An 18,952-nucleotide genomic window follows, 5' to 3' on the forward strand; every position below is an offset into this window, starting at 1 on the left:
ACGGTTGCCGTGCAGATAAATAATTCCCCAAACTTTTAATCCCGGACAGGTTCCGGAGCCAAAACTCAAAACTTTGCAACCTTCAACTTTCTAACCCTGTAACGGACTATGGACTATGGACTATGGACTATGGACTATGGACTATGGACTATGGACTATGGACTATGGACTATGCAATTAGCCATCCAACTTCTCAAGTTCTGTAACCTTACTCAATAATTACCTGATACTTATCAGTTTCGGAAGGGTTGATGGCTACGAGCGTATTGTAAGCCTGCTTTCGGTCAGATGGGTCGCCTTTGGTGAAAACACTAATTAGTTCATCGTTTTTAGCGTCAAAAAACGAGATGATAGCAATTGCTTGAGGAAAAAGCTTGCTGATCTCCTCCATACCCTGTAGGGCTTCCAGGATATTCGACCGCCCTTCATCTTCCTCTTCGGCAAAAATATCCAAACCCTGGCGATGGTATTGGTAGAGTCCTTCCCGAATCGGGATCATCTGAGGGTTAATCATATTTTCTACTAACCAGTAGCGATTTCGGCGGTTTCCTCCGAACTGATCCCAACCGCCACCTTGTTGTTGGGCATTTACCACAATTTGCTGGGCTAGCTCAAAGTAGGGTTGCCCACCAAGATTACCGAATGAATCGTAGTCCATTCCTAGAACGATATAGGCATAAAAGGAAAGTAGGCTGGTAATATTATCGGTAAAGGCGTTGGGGTTAAAAATAAGGGGTTGGTCTTCGGCATAGCGGAAGTTCCAGTCCCGGTCAGCAAAATTGAGAATCAATGTTTCGTAATTAGAGCCGAACACCGGGCGGGAAGACTGAACCTGCACCGTTGCGGTGAAATCAGTCACCGAAGGCATATCCTCAATGGTGATGATAAAGTTACAATTAATGCGCTCTTCCGGGGCGTAGTTATCTTGCGTCCACTTGCGATTGTTCAAGAACTGGGCAAAAGCAGTCTCCATGTCATCTACCACCCGATTGGCCGAAGCAGGCAGGTTTTGCCCACTCACCCGTACAGTGGCATTTAATTCTTGAGCCCAACTAGCCTGACTGCTTAAGATAACAAAGACAATAAATAAGCTATACTTCATACTGTTCAATGAAATTCCAAATATCACGGGCTACGTCCGCTTTATCTTTTAAGTTAAACTGAAGAATATCACTGTTTTTTCGGTTTAGCAAAGAAACCTGATTGGTATCGTGCTCAAATCCTGCTCCGGGGTCGTTTAGCGAGTTGAGAACGACAATATCCAAATTTTTCTTTTCTAGCTTCTGACGGGCGTGAGCAATTTCATTGTTGGTTTCTAGCGCAAACCCTACCAAAGTCTGCCCATCCTTTTTTTGCCGACCTAGCGTTTGAGCTATATCGGGGTTCTTTTTTAACGTTAACGTCAACGTATCGTCTTTCTTTTTGATCTTTTGAGAATATTTCTGCGCTGGGGCGTAATCTGATACCGCTGCTGCGAAAATAACGATGTCTACTTCGCCAAACCGCTTCTGGCTAGCCTCCAGCATCTCCTCAGCAGTGGTAACCGAAGTTATCGTCACTGCCGGATGGTTGAATTCTAAAGCGACTAGGCCGCTGACGAGTGCTACTTTCGCTCCTCGTCGCGCTGCTTCCTGAGCCAAAGCGTAGCCCATTTTGCCCGAGGAAGCATTGGTAAGATAACGAACCGGATCGATCGGTTCTTGGGTTGGCCCCGCCGTAATGAGTACTTTCTTATTGTGTAATGACTGGGAGTGCTCGAAGAATGCGGATAGCTTGTGAGCAATATTCTCCGGTTCGGCCAATCGTCCTACTCCGGATAGGCCACTGGCTAGTTCGCCCTCTTCCGCATCAATAATGGTATTACCGTAGGATGCTAGCTTCTTCAAATTGGTCTGCACCGAAGGGTGCTGATACATATCTAAATCCATAGCAGGAGCTACCCAAACCGGACAGCGGGCCGAAAGGTACACGGCTGTCAATAGATCATCGCAGTGACCGGAAGCAAATTTGGCTAAGGTGTGAGCACTAGCTGGGGCAACTAAAAGAAGATCGGCCCATATTCCTAAGTCTACGTGGTTATTCCACTGCCCAGTAGAGCGATCGGAAGAAAACTGAGAAAGTACCGGGCGTTTGGAAAGTGTAGCTAAGGTGAGAGGAGTAATAAACTCTTGAGCCGCTTCCGTCATAACCACCTGCACCTCGGCGCCCTCTTTCACCAGTAATCGAACTAAAAAAGCCGCTTTATAGGCGGCTATGCTTCCACAAACTCCGAGGATTATCTTCTTTCCTGGAAGAGACAAAACAATTTTATTCTTCGGTGTTTTCTACCCGACGATGCATAACTTCTTCGTTAATAAACTCGTCGGTGGCCAGAATAGTGGGCTTAGGCATTCTTTCGTAGAACTTAGAAATCTCGATCTGTTCGCGATTTTCAAACACTTCTTCCAGATTATCAACGGTAGTAGCAAACTCAGCCAGCTTGCCGTTCAGTTCTTCTTTTAAGTTCACCGAAATCTGACGAGCACGCTTAGAAATAACAACAATTGATTCGTAGAGATTTCCGGTGGGAGCGGCTAACTTATCAGTATCGTGGGTAATAATAGAAGCGTTTACGTTGGGTTTCTTAATCATCAGAATAAAAATTAACTGTTATTATTTTCCTTTTGAACTTTACCCAAGCAAGATTCATAAATGGACTCAGCCTGCCCAATAAACCTACTTTGTGGGTACTTATCGATAAAGTTTTGGTAGAACTCAATGGTTGTGTAGTAGCGATCTCTTTGCTTAGTAATAACACTCTGCTCAGCCAACTGGTACTGAGCCGCTAGCTTATAATAACTCGCTGCTTCGTTCAGATCAGAGTCCGGATAATCTTTTTGAAAGTTGTCTAATGCGATAATGGCTGCTTCGTGTCGCCTAAGATCAAAATACTGCTTGGCATTCGCAAAAGCTTTGATTTCCAGCTTTTCCTGAAGATCATCCAGGATTGCTTCCGCCCGTTCTTTATAATCACTGTACGGATGCCGATTAATGAACCGCTGCATAGCATCAATGGCTTCTTTGGTGCTGCTTTGTTCTAAGCTAGGGTTCGGAGATTCTAGGTAGAGCGAGTAAGCGTGCATAAACATAGCTTCTTGCGCTTTTTCGCTTCGGGAGTAAGTTTCATAAAACTCTTTAAAGTAGTGAGCACTCAGAATATACTTGCGCTCGTAGTAATGGGCGTAAGCATAATAAAACTGAGCGTCTTCCGACTTTTGGGTACCCCGAATGATCGGCAGAACATTTTCCAGTAGTACGGTAGCTCGGTAGTAATCTTTTTCTTCGTAGTACTTTAAAGCAGCCTCGTATTGCTCTTCCCAACTCCCTTTCTTTAGTAAAGCGCGATAATCGCTACAGCCAAAGGAAATGGTACTAAGGAATAAAAAAACAGTAATATATTGTTTCAAATCGGCGTTTTTTCTAAAGTGCAAAGATAGAGCCTTGTCGCACCAATTGCAACCACCCAGTGCATCAACAAGTTCCAGATGTTTTAAAAACGAAGAAGAGAAGTGGCTTATTTCCTGACTACAAACTTTTTAGTGGTCACGCTCTGACCATTGAGCTGTAGCGTGTAGAAGTAGATACCGTTAGGAAACTCGTCAGTAGAGATTTTGAGATTGGTCTCCGCTTGGTCGAGTTGTAGTTTCAGTACCTGATCGCCTAAAATATTATGAACGCTAATGGTAGCCAGTTGCGATCCATCCTGAAGGTCATAATCAATAGAAGCCGTGCTAGCAACGGGGTTGGGGTACACTTTGCTAATCTGCAAAGCCTCATTGGCAAACAAAATGCCGTTCGGAAAGTCATTTTTGATATGATAGCGAAACCGCTCGGTTAGGGTTTCCGATGGATTTGCTATATCGTAAAGGGTCACGGTGAGTTCCCGCGTTAGCTCATCATACCCGGCATTAAAGTGGATACGTACATCGCGTAGTATTTCACCCGGATTCAGGGTGGTAACTTCTAAGGCACTAAATTGAGAAAAGCACTCGTCTCCAATGCAGATAGATGAAAGCTGATCATCCTTATGATAGGAGTCATTTAACTTAAGCCCGAGCCGGATAATGTGATCGCTGCTATTTTTCACCTGTAGCTCAGTTTCAACCGTGTTTCCGGTAGCTATTGACTCCTCTAAAATAGGATCTAATAGCGTAATACTCTGACCAAAAGTCAACGCAGAAACTGCTGTTAAAAGTGATATGAGTAAAAATAGTCGCACTAAACGTTATTGTTCTTTCAATATTTTATAAAAGTAACCGATTTTTTTTCTCATAAACAATTAAATACCCAAGATTTGTTACACTTCTCTCAATCAGACTAAGATGCATTCCTGACATAACCATAGTATTGCTTGGCGTTTATTATCCTCCATAATTTTGTTAACAGCCTTTTGTTGGGTTAGCAACGAGTACATTTTTGAAGAATATATTCTAAAAGGTACATTTACAGATTCCTTACCGGTTTGTATCTTCAAAATTTGAGGGCAAAGTGGGTTGGTTAGCATACTCAATCAGTTTGTATTATCTTCCCTGCCCATACCATTTTACTACACTACCAATAGATGTCTGTGATTAAAGGTCCTGGTATTTTTTTAGCGCAATTTCTAAACGAAAGTCCACCGTTCAATCAATTGGATACGATTAGTGCTTGGGCAGCCAATCTGGGCTACTGTGGTATTCAAATTCCTACTTGGGACACCAGGGTGATTGATTTGAGTCAAGCAGCTGATTCAAAAGACTACTGCGATGATTTGAAAGGAAAATTAGGTGAGCAAGGGATAGAAGTGGTTGAGCTGGCTTCCTATCTACAAGGGCAGGTAATGGCCATGCATCCGGCGTACGAGCGGTTGTTTCAACCATTTTATCCAGCAGGGCTGAGCGATCAACAACGGGTGGAGTGGGCGAGTGAGGAGCTTCGGAAAACTGTTCAAGCTTCAGTAAATATGGGCACGACGAATATTTCGGTACTATCGGGTGGGTTGGCCTGGCCGTATTTATACCCTTGGCCCCAGCGCTCAGGTGGACTGATTGAGGAAGCTTTTCAGGAATTATCTAAACGTTGGCTACCGTTACTGGATTACGCTTACGAAAATGGCGTAACGTTTGGCTACGAACTGCATCCGGGTTCTGATCTGTACGATGGAGCTACCTTCCAGCAGTTTCTAGAACATACCAATCAGCATCCGGCGGTTGGCATCACCTACGACCCTAGTCATTTGCTGCTTCAGCAACTGGATTATCTAGAGTTTATTAACATCTTTGCCGACCGGATAAAAGCTTTTCATGTGAAAGATGCGGAGTTTAATCCGACTGGTTTGCAGGGAGTGTACGGCGGGTACCAATCGTGGAAAGAACGAGCCGGACGATTTCGCTCTTTGGGAGATGGTCAGGTTGATTTCAGTCGGGTTTTTTCCTTGCTGACGGAGCATGGTTACGACGGCTGGGCTATTTTAGAGTGGGAGTGCTGCGTGAAAAGCCCGGAGCAAGGAGCCAAGGAAGGAGCATCCTTTATTCAACGCCATTTGATTGATGCTACCGCCCAAGCATTCGATGACTTTGCCAAAAGTGAAACTGACCGAACGATGAACCGGGAAATTCTCGGATTAGAATAAATTCATAACCTAACTCAATGATTGACGAAGAAAAGATCATAGAATTAAAGAAAAAAGCGGTTGAGATTCGCCGAGAGATCGTCACGATGGTGCACCGGGCGAATTCAGGGCACGTAGGCGGCAGTTTGGGCGCGACAGATATTCTAGTGGCTCTGTACTATCACGTAATGAACCATCGCCCGGATCAGCCAGATTGGGAAAATAGAGATCGGTTTGTGCTGTCCAAAGGACACTGTACTCCGGTGATTTACGCCGTATTGGCTGACTGTGGCTATTTTCCTAAGGAAGATTTAAAGATGTTCCGTAGACCGGGTTCTCACCTTCAGGGGCATCCCCACCAACCGAAAACCCCAGGCATTGAAGCCAATACGGGCACACTGGGGCTAGGAATTTCTACTGGACTGGGTATGGCGTTGGGAGCTAAGCTTCGCGGTCAATCTCACTACTACTATATTATGTGTGGCGATGGGGAGATTCAGGAAGGGCAGGCTTGGGAAGCCGCGATGTTTGCCAATAAGTATAAACTAGACAATGTAATCGGGTTCGTAGATCGTAATTATTTGCAGACCGACGGCAACTCCGAAGATATTATGCCGCTCGATCCGCTGGCCCCCAAGTGGGAAAGCTTTGGATGGAAAGTATTTACTATTGATGGACACGATTATCAGCAAATCATTCAAACGGTAGAAGATGCCAAGCAGGAAACTCAGCCGGTTATGATTATTGCCAATACCACCAAAGGAAAAGGAGTTTCGTTTATGGAAAACGAAGTAAGCTGGCACGGCACTCCCCCCGACAAAGAAGCCTACGAAAACGCACTAAAGGAACTAACCGATGGAATTTAAGCAAACCCGCCAGGGCTACGTGGATGGTCTGAAAGAACTAGCCAAAGATCATGATAATCTGGTGGTGCTGGACGCGGATGTAGCCAAAGCCACCAAAACTTATGAGTTTGAAGATGAGTACCCCGACCGCTTCTTTAACTGCGGAGTGCAGGAGCAGAATATGCTATCGGTAGCGGCGGGCTTAGCGTTGGAAGGGTATATTCCCTTTGCTTCCACATTCGGGGTATTTGCTACTTGCCGGGCGGGTGACCAGATGCGGAACTCAATTGCCTACCCCAAACTGAACGTAAAGATTGGGGCAACCCACTGTGGTATCAGTACCGGGGGAGATGGCGCATCCCACCAAGCCAACGAAGACATTGCCATTGCCCGCGTCTTCCCAAATATGACCGTCCTAGTACCTGGCGACTATGAAGAAGCCAAGCAGGCAACCATTGCCGCTGCTAAACACAATGGCCCAGTATACCTCCGTTTCGGACGAGATGCTTATCCGGTAGTGGAAGAGGTTCACACAGATTTTACCATTGGCAAAGCTAAGTTACTACGAGAAGGAACTGATATTACCATCATCACCACCGGAATTATGGTAAGCGAAGGGTTGCAAGCAGCAGACACACTTTCCCAAGCAGGTTATTCAGTACGAGTACTGCATTTACCTACTATAAAACCATTGGATGTCGAAGCAGTCATTGCAGCGGCCAAAGAAACCAAAGGAATTATCACTGCCGAAGAGCATTCTATTATCGGTGGATTAGGCGAAGCTGTGGCCGGAGTGGTAGGCGAGCATCACCCTTGCCCCATCATTCGGGTAGGAGTACAGGATGTTTTCGGAGAGTCTGGACAAGCTGATGAACTGCTGGATTTGTATGGACTACGGGCGAAGAATATTGTAGAAGCAGCGAGAAGAATATTGTAAGTGTTGAAGTGTTAGAGCGCTACAGTGTTAGGTGATATGAATGAGGTACTATGATTTCAGCGGAAGATTTTAAACGGTTATGGAATGAAGAATGGTCACCTCTAATTTCGTACAGTAAAGAGACAATTCAGGATGTTCCCATTAGTGAAGTTACCAGAGAATTTTTAATAAGATCGGGATTACCTGATAGTTGTGCGCCATTTCTTAGCTTCAATCAAAAGGTATATTATGAAGGTCTAAAAAGTATTAAAGAAGAATATGAATTGGAAAATAATGACTTCGTGAGCTACTACGCAATCGGAAGTGGCGATAATGTCTCAGTTTGCATCGACACAGAAAGGGACGACCAGATATTTCAAATTGATATTCACCATGTTTATAATGTAGATTCAAAAGAAGATACAGATTACCACGAGGATTATATACCTGTTATGTTTATGAATACTTACATAGAACATTTAGCTCACTGTCTATTAGAGTATCATAACTTCGTAGAGGATATAAGATTAGTTAGAAACAATCAACCAGCTATTGAAATTCAGCTAACAGAAATAGAATCAAATAAACTAGTGGCAAAGCTTCTAAATGCTGATCAAAACTGCCTAAGGAAAAAATCTTATTGGTGGTTCGAGCTTGAAGGATTGAAAACACCGTAACACCACCTAACTATGAAGGCTCTAATAAAATACGACAAAGGTTCCGGTAACGTAGAGCTACGCGAGACTGAAGAGCCAATTCGGGCAGCGAATCAGGTGATGCTCGAGATTGCTCACTGTGGTATTTGTGGTACTGATCTACACGTGTATCACGATACGTTTCGAAATTATCCGCCAGTAATTCTTGGGCATGAGTTTTCTGGGCGAGTGGTTGATGTTGGATCAGAAGTGAAAGACGTGCAACTAGGCGATACGTTTAGTGTGCTGGGCGCGACAGCGATACAGTGTGGTAGTTGTGAGTACTGTGAGCGGGGAGAGTTTATGTTTTGCGCCAATCGTCGGGGAATGGGGCACGGCGTAAACGGAGCTTTCACCAAGTACGCCGCCGTTCGGTCGGATCAACTGTTCAAAATTCCCGAAGGCGTATCGATGGAATATGGGGCACTGGTAGAACCATTGGCAGTGGCCGTACACGTAGTAGAAGAAGTGGCTTCCTTTCGGCTGGGCGATGTGGTGTTGCTATCCGGGCCGGGGCCAATCGGACTGCTGTGCCTAAAAATGCTGCTAGCTCATGGTCTAAAGGTGATTGTAGCTGGTGCCAGCGACGATGATATGCGACTGGAAATGGCTCGTAAGTACGGTGCCGCTCGCACGGTAGTCGTTAACCAAGAAAATCTGGCTGAAGCGATTGCCGAAGAAACTGGCGGACAGGGAGTAGCTTTGGCAATTGAAACTGCGGGAGCCGAAGCTTCGGTACAAAACTGTATGCAGTCGTTGCGCCCGTTAGGGTGCTACGTGCAGGTAGGTCATTTTGGTCGAGATCTCACTTTGCCGTGGGATTTGGTGGCATTCCGGCAATTAAAGATTTACGGTTCGGTAGGGTACACCAAAGAAACCTGGCGGCGGACGATGCAAATTTTGGGTCAGCAAACCCTAGATTTGAGCGATGTCATCACGCACCGCTTTTCACTGTCTGATTGGCGTAAGGGTTTCGATCTGATGGAAGAAAAACAAGCGGTAAAAGTACTTTTGAACCCAGAATAGTATGCGCTTCAAAAATAGAGTAGCAGTAATTACTGGAGCCGGAACCGGCATCGGTTACGAGATTGCCCGACATTTAGTACAAGAAGGAGCATCCATAGTACTCAATGATCTGGATACTTCACTAGCCCATCAAGCGGCAGATGCAATTCAATCGGAAGGGGAAGGGAAGTGCGTAGCCTTCCCGGGGGATGCTAGTCAGGTAGAATTTGCTCAGCAAATTGTAAAAGAAGCCGTAATCCAGTTCGGCAGGGTAGATATGGTAGTTCCCAACGCGGGAATTACCATGTTTGGGGATTTTTTTAGCTTCAAGCCGGAAGACTTTCAGAAAGTAGTGGACTTGAATTTGCGAGGTGGTTTTTTTCTGACTCAAGCGGCTGCTCAGCAAATGCGGGAGCAAGGGCAAGGCGGGCGTGTTCTACTAATGTCATCGGTTATCGGGGTGCAAGCGGCCGCTAAGTTGACTGTTTACGCCATGACTAAAGCTGCGCTAAGTATGATGGCAAAAAATCTGGTGGCGGAGCTTTCACCATATCAGATTACGATCAATGCGGTGGCACCCGGAGCCACGGTAACCGATCGGACTTTGCAGGAAGATGAAAACTACGTAGAAAGCTGGCGACAGGTAACTCCCACGCAGCGTCCGGCGGAAACATCCGATATTGCTCAAGCGGCGTTGTTCTTTCTTTCTGCGGAAGCTTCTCAGGTTACCGGCCAAACCTTAATCGTGGACGGTGGCTGGACGGCCACCAGTCCTTTTCCTTATGATAAGGAGTCTTAAAATAACTGGCAAAAAAAATTAAACCCAGGGAGAAACTACCCGTATCCCCGGATGAGCAGAGCGAATTCCGGGGTCTCTCCCATGCTAAGTGGGAGATGCCGGAATAAATCCGGCAAGAGTGGCTATTGTTTATTTCTGACTTATCTTATCACCATCTATGTCTTTAAGGAAACGTGGGAATGGGAACGGGTTTCACCTCAATGTTGATGGGGGGAGGGCCGGGGACATCGGGGGGAATATAGTTGAAGATAGTTTCCAGTGTAGGGCGTTCTTCAATTCGCCAAGCAAATCCATCTAGTTTAGTTTCTTCGGGAGTAATTTCGTGGGGAGGGATAAACTTTCCTTCTGGTTTTACATCAAACTTGATGCTGCTCAGCTCGTTTTCATCGAAATAGATGTAAATATCGCTGCACAGAATACGGTTCATCGCCACAATCACCGAATCGCCCTGTAAGGGAAAATAGATACTTTCGCCGTTGCCGTGAACATTAATGTTGGATATATTTCCCTCATTAAAAAATGCTTCCATATCTCGTCCCTTAATCTGATTGAAATTACTGAGCGTATCGGTAGAGACGACGAAGGAATTGTCTGTAGCGTTCATTTTGTGAATTTGCCCGTTCACCAGCTCTATGTTAATTGAGTCGGCTTCAATCTGGCTACCCTGCGCCCACAGTACTGGGTCTTGATAGAAAAAAAGCATGGAGTCGAGAAGATTATACGCTAGTGAATCGGCAATACCCTGAAGATCCGAACGATAAATGCGAACGTTGGGATAAGCCAGAATGCGCTCATTGGCCGGAATAGAATCTTCCACACTAACCAGCGTATCCGCCGCCAGATACAAAGTGTCGCCTTCCATAACCTTCTTCATCACCGGATTACCATAAATCTTCGTCACCCCTTCTTCGAGCTGATAGAAAGCCGAATCGCCGATAATAATCACATCTTGCTCCTTAGAAACCATTTCAACATTACTAGTCGCATTGTATCGTTTATTCAGCTCATCAGCAAACAGTCGGTCGGCACTAATCAGATACGCATCGGTCTCAATCGTACCCAATCCGAAAATAGACTGCTTATCGGTGGTACTGATTTCACTACCGGCCTCCGCATTGAGTTGCGTACTATCTTCGGATGTAATAACTGTGGGGCCTCGCGTGTAGGCAACCTGGGTAGCGGTGTTGTATTCCAGCGTATCGGCTTCCAATGTGTACTCAGGATTAACCAGTACCACACTGTCCTTAAAAGCAGCCAAATTAGTGGCTGTTCGGTAATTGCCTAAGCGACTAGTTAGCACGTTGGTGGTATCCACCAGTTTGCCACCGTTGTAGTAATACGCAATATTGTCGGCCAGATTGTAGTCTAAAAAATCGGTATACAGTGTCATGCTAGGGTCGCGGTAGATTACGTTATCCCGCATTTCCGCTATTTTATTATCGCCATCGTAGCGCAGTTGCCCTCCGGTTACTACAATCGTATCCCCCTCCTCAATTCGCACAATGTCGCCGAAGACCTCGGTGAAATTTCGGTCTTGGTAGTAGATCACCGAATCACCAAAAATGCGGGTATTGCCCTGTACTAGCTGAACATCGCCAATAAGCTTGCGATAACTATTTCCGGCAGCATCCTTACCGCCGGTTAACCGCTCGGCCTTATCAATCTTTATTTTACTCTGACCGAAAGCCGGTGCCACGCCGATAAAAGCAAGTAAACTGATGACGATGGCTATGCGTACTATGTTATTCATTCTATTTTGTACCTTACCATTGCTAACGGCAAAAGCATTGAATTCATTTCAAGAAAATTTTCGCAAATATAATAACGAACAGCGGTTGTTCGAACCCAACGACCGAATCCTTCTTTCCGTAAGTGGGGGAGTGGACTCGTCGGTGCTCAGTTATCTTTTCTCACAAGAACGTTGCCACTGGGCTATTGCCCACAATAATTTTCAATTACGAGGCGAAGAGTCAGTGCAGGATGAAGTGTTTGTTCGGGAGCTAGCGGAAGAGTACGCGGTTCCTTTTTTTAGTAGCTCGTTCAATACCCAGGTCTTTGCCGATAGCCAAAAAATATCTACCCAAATGGCAGCTCGTCAGCTTCGTCGGGAGTGGTTTAAGTACTTAGCTGCCGACGAAGGTTTTAGTTACGTAGCTTTGGCTCATCACCATAACGACCAACTGGAAACCATGCTACTGAACCTAGCCAAAGGTGGTGGTATTGCTGGGTTGCGAGGAATGTTACCCAAAGTAGACATCTGGATTCGGCCGTTGCTGTGGGCAACGAAAGAAGAAATTCTAGCTTACGCTGAACAAAATCAACTGAAGTGGCGAGAAGATCGCAGCAATGCGGAAGATTATTACCAGCGTAATCAGGTCCGCCACCATATTATTCCGGCTTTGCAAAAGATAAATCCGGCTTTGCTAGAAACCACGCAAACTACTTTTCAACGCTTAAGGGAGGTAGAAGCTATTTTCCAGCGCGATGTGGAAAAGATTGAAAATGAGGTAATTACTAGAGAAGATGGGGCAATATTTATTCGTAAGGATATTTTAAAAGAGCACCCTCAAGCAACTTCTTTGCTGCTAGAATGGGTTTCACCCTACGGATTTACCTGGAATGAAGCGAAGCAGATTTCAGATGCCGTAAGGCGAGGTAGTCAATCCGGTAAGCAGTTTCTTTCAGACGGTTATTGTCTCTGGATGGATCGGGAACAATTAATTATAACGGTGAGAGATTCTGCGATAGAGTTTTTTGTTCAGCACCCCGCGGAAGAAACTACGTCAACTCCGTTTGGTCAACTACAAGGTAAAAAAGTAGAAGTGCCAGATTACCCGATAAAACCGGATGCAAACGTTGCCACGCTAGCGTATTCCAAACTTCAGTTTCCCCTTCAAGTTCGTCGCTGGAAGCCGGGCGATACATTTCAGCCGTTGGGAATGAAGCATCATAAAAAGGTGAGTGATTTTCTCATTGACAGTAAAGTGCCTCGTTACCAGAAAGAAAAAGTGCTAGTTTTGCTTTCCGGCGATGAAATAGTGTGGCTCATTGGTCACCGGATTGACCATCGCTTTCGGCTTACTGAACCGGATGCACCCATTTACGAAATCACTTGGCAAGCTCACTAGTTTGGCGAAAACTGTGTATTTTTGGTAGCGATACTTTCTTCGTGCCATTAGTAATCTTCAGTATCTAATTATCAGATAGCTAGGCAAGCAGAATTTTCAATTTGTAATTTGCAATCACATAATGCGAAATCCCTTTCAACGGTCGTTTACAGATGAGGAGCTAGGGCTCATTGATTTTCTGTCCACCTTTCAGTTATTTGAGCAGCTTACCGCTAAGGAAAAGTCAGCTTTCTTTTCGTATCTGTACCTCCGAAAATACAAAGAAGATGAAGTAGTGTTTTTCCGAAAAGATCCTAGTCATGCGTTGTACTTAGTAAAAAGTGGTCGAGTGGCTTTACTAATCGACGAGGGGCAAGATTTTGAAACGTTAAGTGTTGTTAGTGCCGGACAATCTTTTGGAAACAACACCTTACTGGTGAAGACTCAACGTCCCTACAGCTCGGTAGTGCGTTCAACGGAAGCTGAGCTTTACGTAATTCCTCATGTAAATATTCAGGACGTATTTGCCAGTAATCCCCGGATTAAGGCCAAGATGTTGGCTTCCTTAGGCGAAATACACGATGCTTATCTCCAGGATTTGTTTCACGTATATCGTTCGGCTAAAGGCTTTTTTAATCTCAACCAAGTGAGTGCCAATATTTAGGCAATCCGGTTTGGGTTTGTCTCCTTCCTGATTTAGATTGCAAGTGCGAATATTTTTTCACTCAAAATCAACCTAGTTTATGAAAGTTACTGTAGTAGGAGCGGGTAACGTAGGGGCTACTTGCGCCGACGTGCTGGCTTACCGCGAAATTGCTAATGAGGTAATTGTTGTCGATATTAAAGAGGGGCTAGCCGAAGGAAAAGCCCTTGATATATGGGAGAAAGCTCCCATCAACTTATATGACACTCGAACCGTAGGGGCTACGAATGATTACAGCAAAACTGCTGGATCAGAAGTGGTGGTAATCACTTCCGGCTTGCCTCGCAAACCCGGCATGTCGCGTGATGATTTGATCGGCACCAACGCCAAGATTGTAAAATCAGTGACCGAAAACGTAATCGAGCATTCGCCCGATGCCATTATCATCGTAGTTTCTAACCCACTGGATGTAATGACCTATCAGGCGCATCTTACTTCTAAGGCACCGCGCACCAAAGTAATGGGTATGGCGGGTATTTTGGATACGGCTCGCTACCGAGCGTTCTTAGCTGAAGCTCTGGATGTTTCACCTAAAGACATTCAGGCTGTGCTGATGGGTGGCCACGGCGATACGATGGTTCCGCTGCCTCGCTACACGACCGTAGGTGGAATTCCGGTAACCGAACTGATTGATGACGATAAACTAGCTGCTATTGTGCAACGCACCAAAACGGGTGGCGGAGAGCTGGTAAAACTAATGGGCACCTCGGCCTGGTATGCTCCTGGTTCAGCTGCGGCGCAGATGGTAGAGGCTATTGTAAAAGATCAGCGACGAGTGTTTCCGGTATGTATTCAGTTGGATGGAGAGTACGGTATCAGCGACTGCTACTTGGGAGTTCCGGTTATTCTGGGTAAAAACGGAGTAGAGAAGGTGATTGAATTGCAGTTGAATGACGATGAGATGGAGCTACTGAAAACCTCCGAGCAGCACGTACGCGAAGTGATGAAGGTGCTAGAAGACATGTAATCTGTTGATAGTTGACAATTGATAATTGATAGTGTGTATCAAATGGTTCGCTTTTACTTATCCATTATCAATTGTCAACTGTCAATTTTTTTGTTGTTCATCACCGCTTGTCAACCGTCCGCTACTTCCGAGCGTACGGTGGATGAGTTGAAAGCGGGGCAATCAACTAATACAGATTCGCTAGAAGATACCTCCCTCTCGCAGATAACTCTGCTGGCTCAGCAGATTGAGCAAGTGCGGCAATTGCAGGAGCAGTTTCGCAAGGATCTAGATAGCCTCTATGCGCTCGATACTATAGTCCAGAATCAGACTGATACTTTAGAAAGCATCTATTTCGCCCTAACCGATGCGGAAACCGCTTGGATTGTGTTACGCACGCAGTATCCCGCTCAGTTTGACAGCGTTGATCTCGATACCGATACTACTCAAAGCGAAAACTTTGAGGCATCTTTAGAAACAGTACAACGGGCGTTGAAAGGTGGCATTGAGCGAGCAGAACGCTGGAATTCCATGCAACCCAAATAAAACCTCTACCCAGATTAATTCGTATTCCAGGCAAGGTCGAATGGCAGAGCCCCCAGCTCTCCTAGAGTCTGTGACTAGCTCCAGTAGAGTTAGAGAAATTATTAATTAGGTTAAGTACCACCAAAAATCTCACTAAGCTTTTCTTCTAACGCTGGCCCGCGAAGATTTTTGGCAATAATCTTTCCATCGGGATCAACTAGCACTGTGGCCGGAATAGCGTTAATATTGTACAAGCGGGCAGCTTGCGAATCGAAGTACTGCAAGTCAGAAACTTGCTCCCAGGTTAGCTGATCTTTCTGAATAGCTTCTACCCAATCTTCTTTAGAGCGATCTAAAGACACCCCGTAAATCTCAAAACCTTCATCTTTGTACTTGTTGTACATCCGTACCACATTAGGGTTTTCCATTCGGCAGGGTTTACACCATGCTGCCCAAAAGTCAATCATCACGTATTTGCCCTGTAAAGAAGAGAGACTCACCGTATCTCCTTCGGGGTTGGGTAGTTGAATATCGGGGGCGGGCATCCCAATGGCCAGCGACCGGAGGCTCTCCACCTGGTTTACAAACTGCTGAGTGTAGGGTGAATCCGGCAGCTCTTCCTGAAATTTGGCAGCTAGCTCGTCTAAAAAGGGAAACTCTTTTTCGGCATCCAGAAAATTGACGGCGTAGAGAGCCGCGATGGAGCCACCCATCTCTCTAATTTTACCCTTTACTTTTTCATTGTTCTTTTGCTCAATTTGGAGGTACTGCTGCTCAATTTGCTGCATTACTTCAGTATCACTTTCGGAGCGAGCTTTCATGTAGTCGGCATTGAGACCATTGATTTGCTCCTGCATATTCCGCATAATGTCATTAACAGCGTACAGATAATCCGTATCAGTAGAGCCAGTTACTTCCACTTCCCCGTCGGGACGACTACCATCGGCTACTATTTTTATATTTTCGTCATCCAGAATCAAGTTTACATACTGACGGTTAAACAGGTTGAGGCGATAAAATCCAGGTTCGTTTTCTTTGAGGCTGTAGCGAAAAGTGCTGTCGCTGGTAACGATGAGCGTATCCACCACTTCAATATCGTTCTCGCCAATACGTTCTAGCACTAAGTGTTCATTGGCTTGGGGGTTAAGAATCTTCCCTTCAATCCATAGCTGATGAGCGGTGGTATTGGCTGTTTGGCTACCGTTAGATTGTCCTTCGGTACAACTGTAGGTACTAAGTAGAGCAGCACTGTACAGTAAATATAAATACAAAGTCTTCATATCTTTAGTAGATTGGTTCGCAAATATAGGGTTACCAGCTCAACTTAATGCTTTACGTAGCAATTCATTTGCTATTTTAGGGTTAGCTTTTCCTTGGCTTCGCTTCATGACCTCTCCCATAAACATACCCAAGAGTCCTTTCTTCCCTTTTCGGTAAGCAGTTACCTTATCAGGAAAATCAGCAACTACTTCATTTACCAACGTTTGTAAACTATCTGTATTACTTTCCTGAAACAAATTTAACTTTTCGGCCAGGGTAGTCGGCGAGACTTCGGGGTTATCCAGCAGGGCTGGAAATATTTTTTGGGAAGCAGCAGCAAAACTAACCCGGTCGGAAGCTACTAGCTCGGTTAACTCACTCAGTTGTTGGTAGGTCAGTGGAAATTCAGTAATGGATTTACCACTATCGTTCAGGAATGATTTGATGGGCCCCATCACCCAGTTGGCAGCGGCTTTGTAATAAGTGGTGTGCTGGCAAAAGGTATCGTAAAACAAAGCCACCTCTTTGCTATCAGTTAGCACATCCAAATCGTGCTCGGGCAAGCCATATTGCTCTGAGAACTTATTCTCTAGCTCGTAGGGCAAAGATGGCATACTTGCCTGAATTTGCTCTAGCCACTTATCCGATATGTCCATCGGGCTTAAATCTGGTTCAGGGAAATACCGATAATCGTTAAGTTCTTCTTTGTAGCGCATAGCTGCGGTAGTGCCCGTAGCAGCATCGAAGGTGCGAGTTTCGGACACAATGCTTTCTCCTTGCTCAATCAGCCAGATTTGCCGATCCCATTCGTGCTCAATAGCCCGTTGCACATTACGGATGGAGTTCATATTCTTTACCTCCACTTTACGGCCTAGTTCAGGAGCATCGTGGAGTTTTACCGATACATTAGCATCACAGCGCATCGATCCCTCTTCCATGTTACCATCACAAATATCCAGGTAGCGAATCAGCTTACGAATTTCGGTCAGCACGGCGTACGCCTCTTCCGGATAGTGCATACAAGGCTCAGTAACGATCTCAATTAAGGGAGTACCTGCCCGGTTAAAGTCTACCTGCGACTCCGATTCGCCCGCTAAGTGCACCAGTTTTCCGGCATCTTCCTCCAGGTGGATATGATGAATCAGTACTTCAGTACTACGGTCTTCCGGTTGCAAAGCGGGTTGGTTAGGGCGAATCGGCACCTTTCCTCCCCGGCAAATTGGAGTTTTGTCTTGGGTGATTTGGTATCCCTTGGGAAGATCGGGGTAAAAATAGTTCTTACGATCAAAATACGTCTGCTGGGTAATCTGACAGTGGCAGGCCAGTCCCATTTTTATGGCGTACTCTACTACTTTTCTATTGAGTAGCGGTAGCGTACCCGGGTGAGCCAGACTGATTGGGCTAATGTGGGTATTGGGTTCGCCACCGTATTGGTTCAGATCAGCAGCAAAAATTTTACTTTTGCTCTGCAACTGTACGTGAACTTCCAGTCCAATAACTAACTGATACTTACTGCGGGTATTTTTATCTAATTTCATAGAAAGAGATACGATGGCAGCACAAACTTAGTGGTTTTTGGTGATTATTTTTAGTCTACGGTCAACAGTCCACCGACGATAGTCCACAGTCAACTATTATTAGTTCTTTGCCCCTGGTCATTAGATTACAGGCGACCGTCGTGCGGGTTAGAAAGTTGAAGTGTTTAGGTGCTAAAGTGTTAGCGTAGTTTGATGTACGGGGTTTAGCTTTACCCATTGCTCATTGTCTACTGTACAGTGTCCCACGCCAATTCATCATGATTCATCAATCATTATTCATAAGCTGGTTGGTTCCATCAACGATCAATTTTAAATTCCGGTCTCCGGTCTCCCTTTTTCACATCTCGTATCTCTTATTTCTTTTAAGTTTTCCGGCAGCTTCGTAGCCTCCGTAGTATAGCTTTCCCATTCTCAGTCCGAATGCAGAACCAATCTCGGAAAAATCGCTTACAATATGTTCCTGACAAGCCCGAACCAGAATTTGGGCACAGGCTACTGCATCTGATTCGGCAGCGTGGTGGTGTAGATCAATACTAAAGCGTTGCGAGAGCGGTCCCAGCCCGTAGGAGCGGAAGCCCGACCAAGCCTGACGTGCCACCTGCAAACTACAGGCGTAAGATAAACGGGGAAAGGCTAATTCGTACTGTGATAACACGTGCCTGAGGCAACTCATATCAAAGCTAGCATTATGAGCCACCACGTTGGAGTGCTCAAAGTATGGTTTTGCTTCATGCCAAATGGCGGCGAAGTTAGGCGCGTGAGCCACATCCTGCGCGGTAATACCGTGCACTCGGATATTTCCGGGATGAAACCAGTTGGGAGTGGGGCGTATTCGCCACGAGCGGGTCTCGGAGATTTGACCATCTTCTACCACAGCAATACCTAGTTCGCATACGCTCTCGCGTTGGTAGTTGGCCGTTTCAAAATCAAAAGCAACAAAGTTGAGCATGAGCAATTAGCTTAAGCTAGTAAGTATGCGAAAGT

At 45.5% G+C, this 18,952-nt stretch carries 19 protein-coding genes; 10 read left to right on the plus strand and 9 right to left on the minus strand.

The annotated features are described in order from the left end of the window. Positions 1-208 precede the first annotated feature (208 nt). The 5 genes from porD to P0M28_RS25000 all read right to left on the minus strand — a co-directional run bounded on the left by porD (position 209) and on the right by P0M28_RS25000 (position 4,258). Positions 209-1,102 carry a type IX secretion system protein PorD gene (gene porD / locus P0M28_RS24980; RefSeq protein WP_302206048.1) on the minus strand — a complete coding sequence of 298 codons (894 nt, stop codon included), beginning with the start codon at positions 1,100-1,102 and terminating at the stop codon, positions 209-211. Continuing rightward, a complete protein-coding gene (coaBC, locus tag P0M28_RS24985; RefSeq protein ID WP_302206050.1) occupies positions 1,092-2,300 on the minus strand; it encodes a bifunctional phosphopantothenoylcysteine decarboxylase/phosphopantothenate--cysteine ligase CoaBC in 1,209 nt (402 codons plus the stop codon). Before coaBC ends, porD begins: the two co-directional genes overlap by 11 nt. Before the next feature lie 7 nt (positions 2,301-2,307). Then, complete coding sequence (locus P0M28_RS24990; protein WP_302206051.1) at positions 2,308-2,631, minus strand: DNA-directed RNA polymerase subunit omega; 324 nt, start codon at positions 2,629-2,631, stop codon at positions 2,308-2,310. Positions 2,632-2,642: 11 nt separating this feature from the next. Beyond that, positions 2,643-3,446, minus strand: coding sequence for an outer membrane protein assembly factor BamD (locus P0M28_RS24995; protein WP_302206053.1), 804 nt, complete (start codon positions 3,444-3,446; stop codon positions 2,643-2,645). Positions 3,447-3,553: 107 nt separating this feature from the next. Then, positions 3,554-4,258: a T9SS type A sorting domain-containing protein gene (locus P0M28_RS25000; RefSeq protein WP_302206055.1), complete on the minus strand. Its 705-nt coding sequence runs from the start codon at positions 4,256-4,258 to the stop codon at positions 3,554-3,556. 342 nt (positions 4,259-4,600) lie between these two features. Between P0M28_RS25000 and P0M28_RS25005 the strand changes: the two genes are divergently transcribed. From P0M28_RS25005 to P0M28_RS25030, 6 genes are read left to right on the plus strand one after another with little or no spacing between them, the layout of a single operon-like run. After that, the gene (locus P0M28_RS25005) at positions 4,601-5,650 is read left to right on the plus strand and encodes a sugar phosphate isomerase/epimerase family protein (RefSeq protein WP_302206056.1); all 1,050 of its coding nucleotides are present in this window, start codon (positions 4,601-4,603) and stop codon (positions 5,648-5,650) included. Between the two features lie 17 nt (positions 5,651-5,667). Further along, positions 5,668-6,495, plus strand: a complete 828-nt coding sequence (locus P0M28_RS25010) for a transketolase (protein WP_302206057.1) — start codon at positions 5,668-5,670, stop codon at positions 6,493-6,495. Continuing rightward, entirely contained in the window at positions 6,485-7,411 is a 927-nt protein-coding gene (locus tag P0M28_RS25015; RefSeq protein ID WP_302206059.1) for a transketolase family protein, read from the plus strand. The genes P0M28_RS25010 and P0M28_RS25015 overlap by 11 nt, the downstream gene beginning before the upstream one ends. A 50-nt stretch (positions 7,412-7,461) precedes the next feature. Then, complete coding sequence (locus P0M28_RS25020) at positions 7,462-8,067, plus strand: SUKH-4 family immunity protein (RefSeq protein ID WP_302206060.1); 606 nt, start codon at positions 7,462-7,464, stop codon at positions 8,065-8,067. A gap of 12 nt (positions 8,068-8,079) precedes the next feature. Then, a complete protein-coding gene (locus P0M28_RS25025) occupies positions 8,080-9,111 on the plus strand; it encodes a zinc-dependent alcohol dehydrogenase (RefSeq protein ID WP_302206061.1) in 1,032 nt (343 codons plus the stop codon). Between the two features lies 1 nt (position 9,112). Continuing rightward, positions 9,113-9,889, plus strand: coding sequence for an SDR family NAD(P)-dependent oxidoreductase (locus tag P0M28_RS25030; RefSeq protein ID WP_302206062.1), 777 nt, complete (start codon positions 9,113-9,115; stop codon positions 9,887-9,889). 163 nt (positions 9,890-10,052) lie between these two features. Here the strand turns inward: P0M28_RS25030 and P0M28_RS25035 are convergent, their stop codons facing one another. After that, positions 10,053-11,639: an OstA-like protein gene (locus tag P0M28_RS25035; RefSeq protein WP_302206063.1), complete on the minus strand. Its 1,587-nt coding sequence runs from the start codon at positions 11,637-11,639 to the stop codon at positions 10,053-10,055. Positions 11,640-11,676: 37 nt separating this feature from the next. Between P0M28_RS25035 and tilS the strand changes: the two genes are divergently transcribed. The 4 genes from tilS to P0M28_RS25055 all read left to right on the plus strand — a co-directional run bounded on the left by tilS (position 11,677) and on the right by P0M28_RS25055 (position 15,191). After that, on the plus strand, positions 11,677-13,017 hold the full coding sequence (tilS, locus tag P0M28_RS25040; protein WP_302206065.1) for a tRNA lysidine(34) synthetase TilS: 1,341 nt from the start codon (positions 11,677-11,679) through the stop codon (positions 13,015-13,017). Between the two features lie 121 nt (positions 13,018-13,138). After that, positions 13,139-13,660, plus strand: a complete 522-nt coding sequence (locus P0M28_RS25045) for a Crp/Fnr family transcriptional regulator (protein WP_302206068.1) — start codon at positions 13,139-13,141, stop codon at positions 13,658-13,660. A 79-nt stretch (positions 13,661-13,739) separates the two neighbouring features. Further along, the gene (gene mdh / locus P0M28_RS25050; RefSeq protein WP_302206084.1) at positions 13,740-14,666 is read left to right on the plus strand and encodes a malate dehydrogenase; all 927 of its coding nucleotides are present in this window, start codon (positions 13,740-13,742) and stop codon (positions 14,664-14,666) included. A gap of 90 nt (positions 14,667-14,756) precedes the next feature. After that, positions 14,757-15,191 carry a hypothetical protein gene (locus tag P0M28_RS25055; RefSeq protein WP_302206086.1) on the plus strand — a complete coding sequence of 145 codons (435 nt, stop codon included), beginning with the start codon at positions 14,757-14,759 and terminating at the stop codon, positions 15,189-15,191. A 110-nt stretch (positions 15,192-15,301) separates the two neighbouring features. Here P0M28_RS25055 and P0M28_RS25060 read toward each other — a convergent pair whose 3' ends face one another. The 3 genes from P0M28_RS25060 to P0M28_RS25070 all read right to left on the minus strand — a co-directional run bounded on the left by P0M28_RS25060 (position 15,302) and on the right by P0M28_RS25070 (position 18,917). After that, complete coding sequence (locus P0M28_RS25060) at positions 15,302-16,450, minus strand: peroxiredoxin family protein (RefSeq protein ID WP_302206088.1); 1,149 nt, start codon at positions 16,448-16,450, stop codon at positions 15,302-15,304. 39 nt (positions 16,451-16,489) lie between these two features. Next, a complete protein-coding gene (gene gatB / locus P0M28_RS25065) occupies positions 16,490-17,968 on the minus strand; it encodes an Asp-tRNA(Asn)/Glu-tRNA(Gln) amidotransferase subunit GatB (RefSeq protein WP_302206090.1) in 1,479 nt (492 codons plus the stop codon). Positions 17,969-18,305: 337 nt separating this feature from the next. Then, positions 18,306-18,917 (minus strand): 3'-5' exonuclease, encoded by a 612-nt coding sequence (locus P0M28_RS25070; protein ID WP_302206091.1) that lies wholly within the window; start codon positions 18,915-18,917, stop codon positions 18,306-18,308. Positions 18,918-18,952: the final 35 nt, after the last annotated feature.

Origin of the sequence: Tunicatimonas pelagia, assembly GCF_030506325.1 — a bacterium.
Classification (GTDB): domain Bacteria; phylum Bacteroidota; class Bacteroidia; order Cytophagales; family Cyclobacteriaceae; genus Tunicatimonas; species Tunicatimonas pelagia.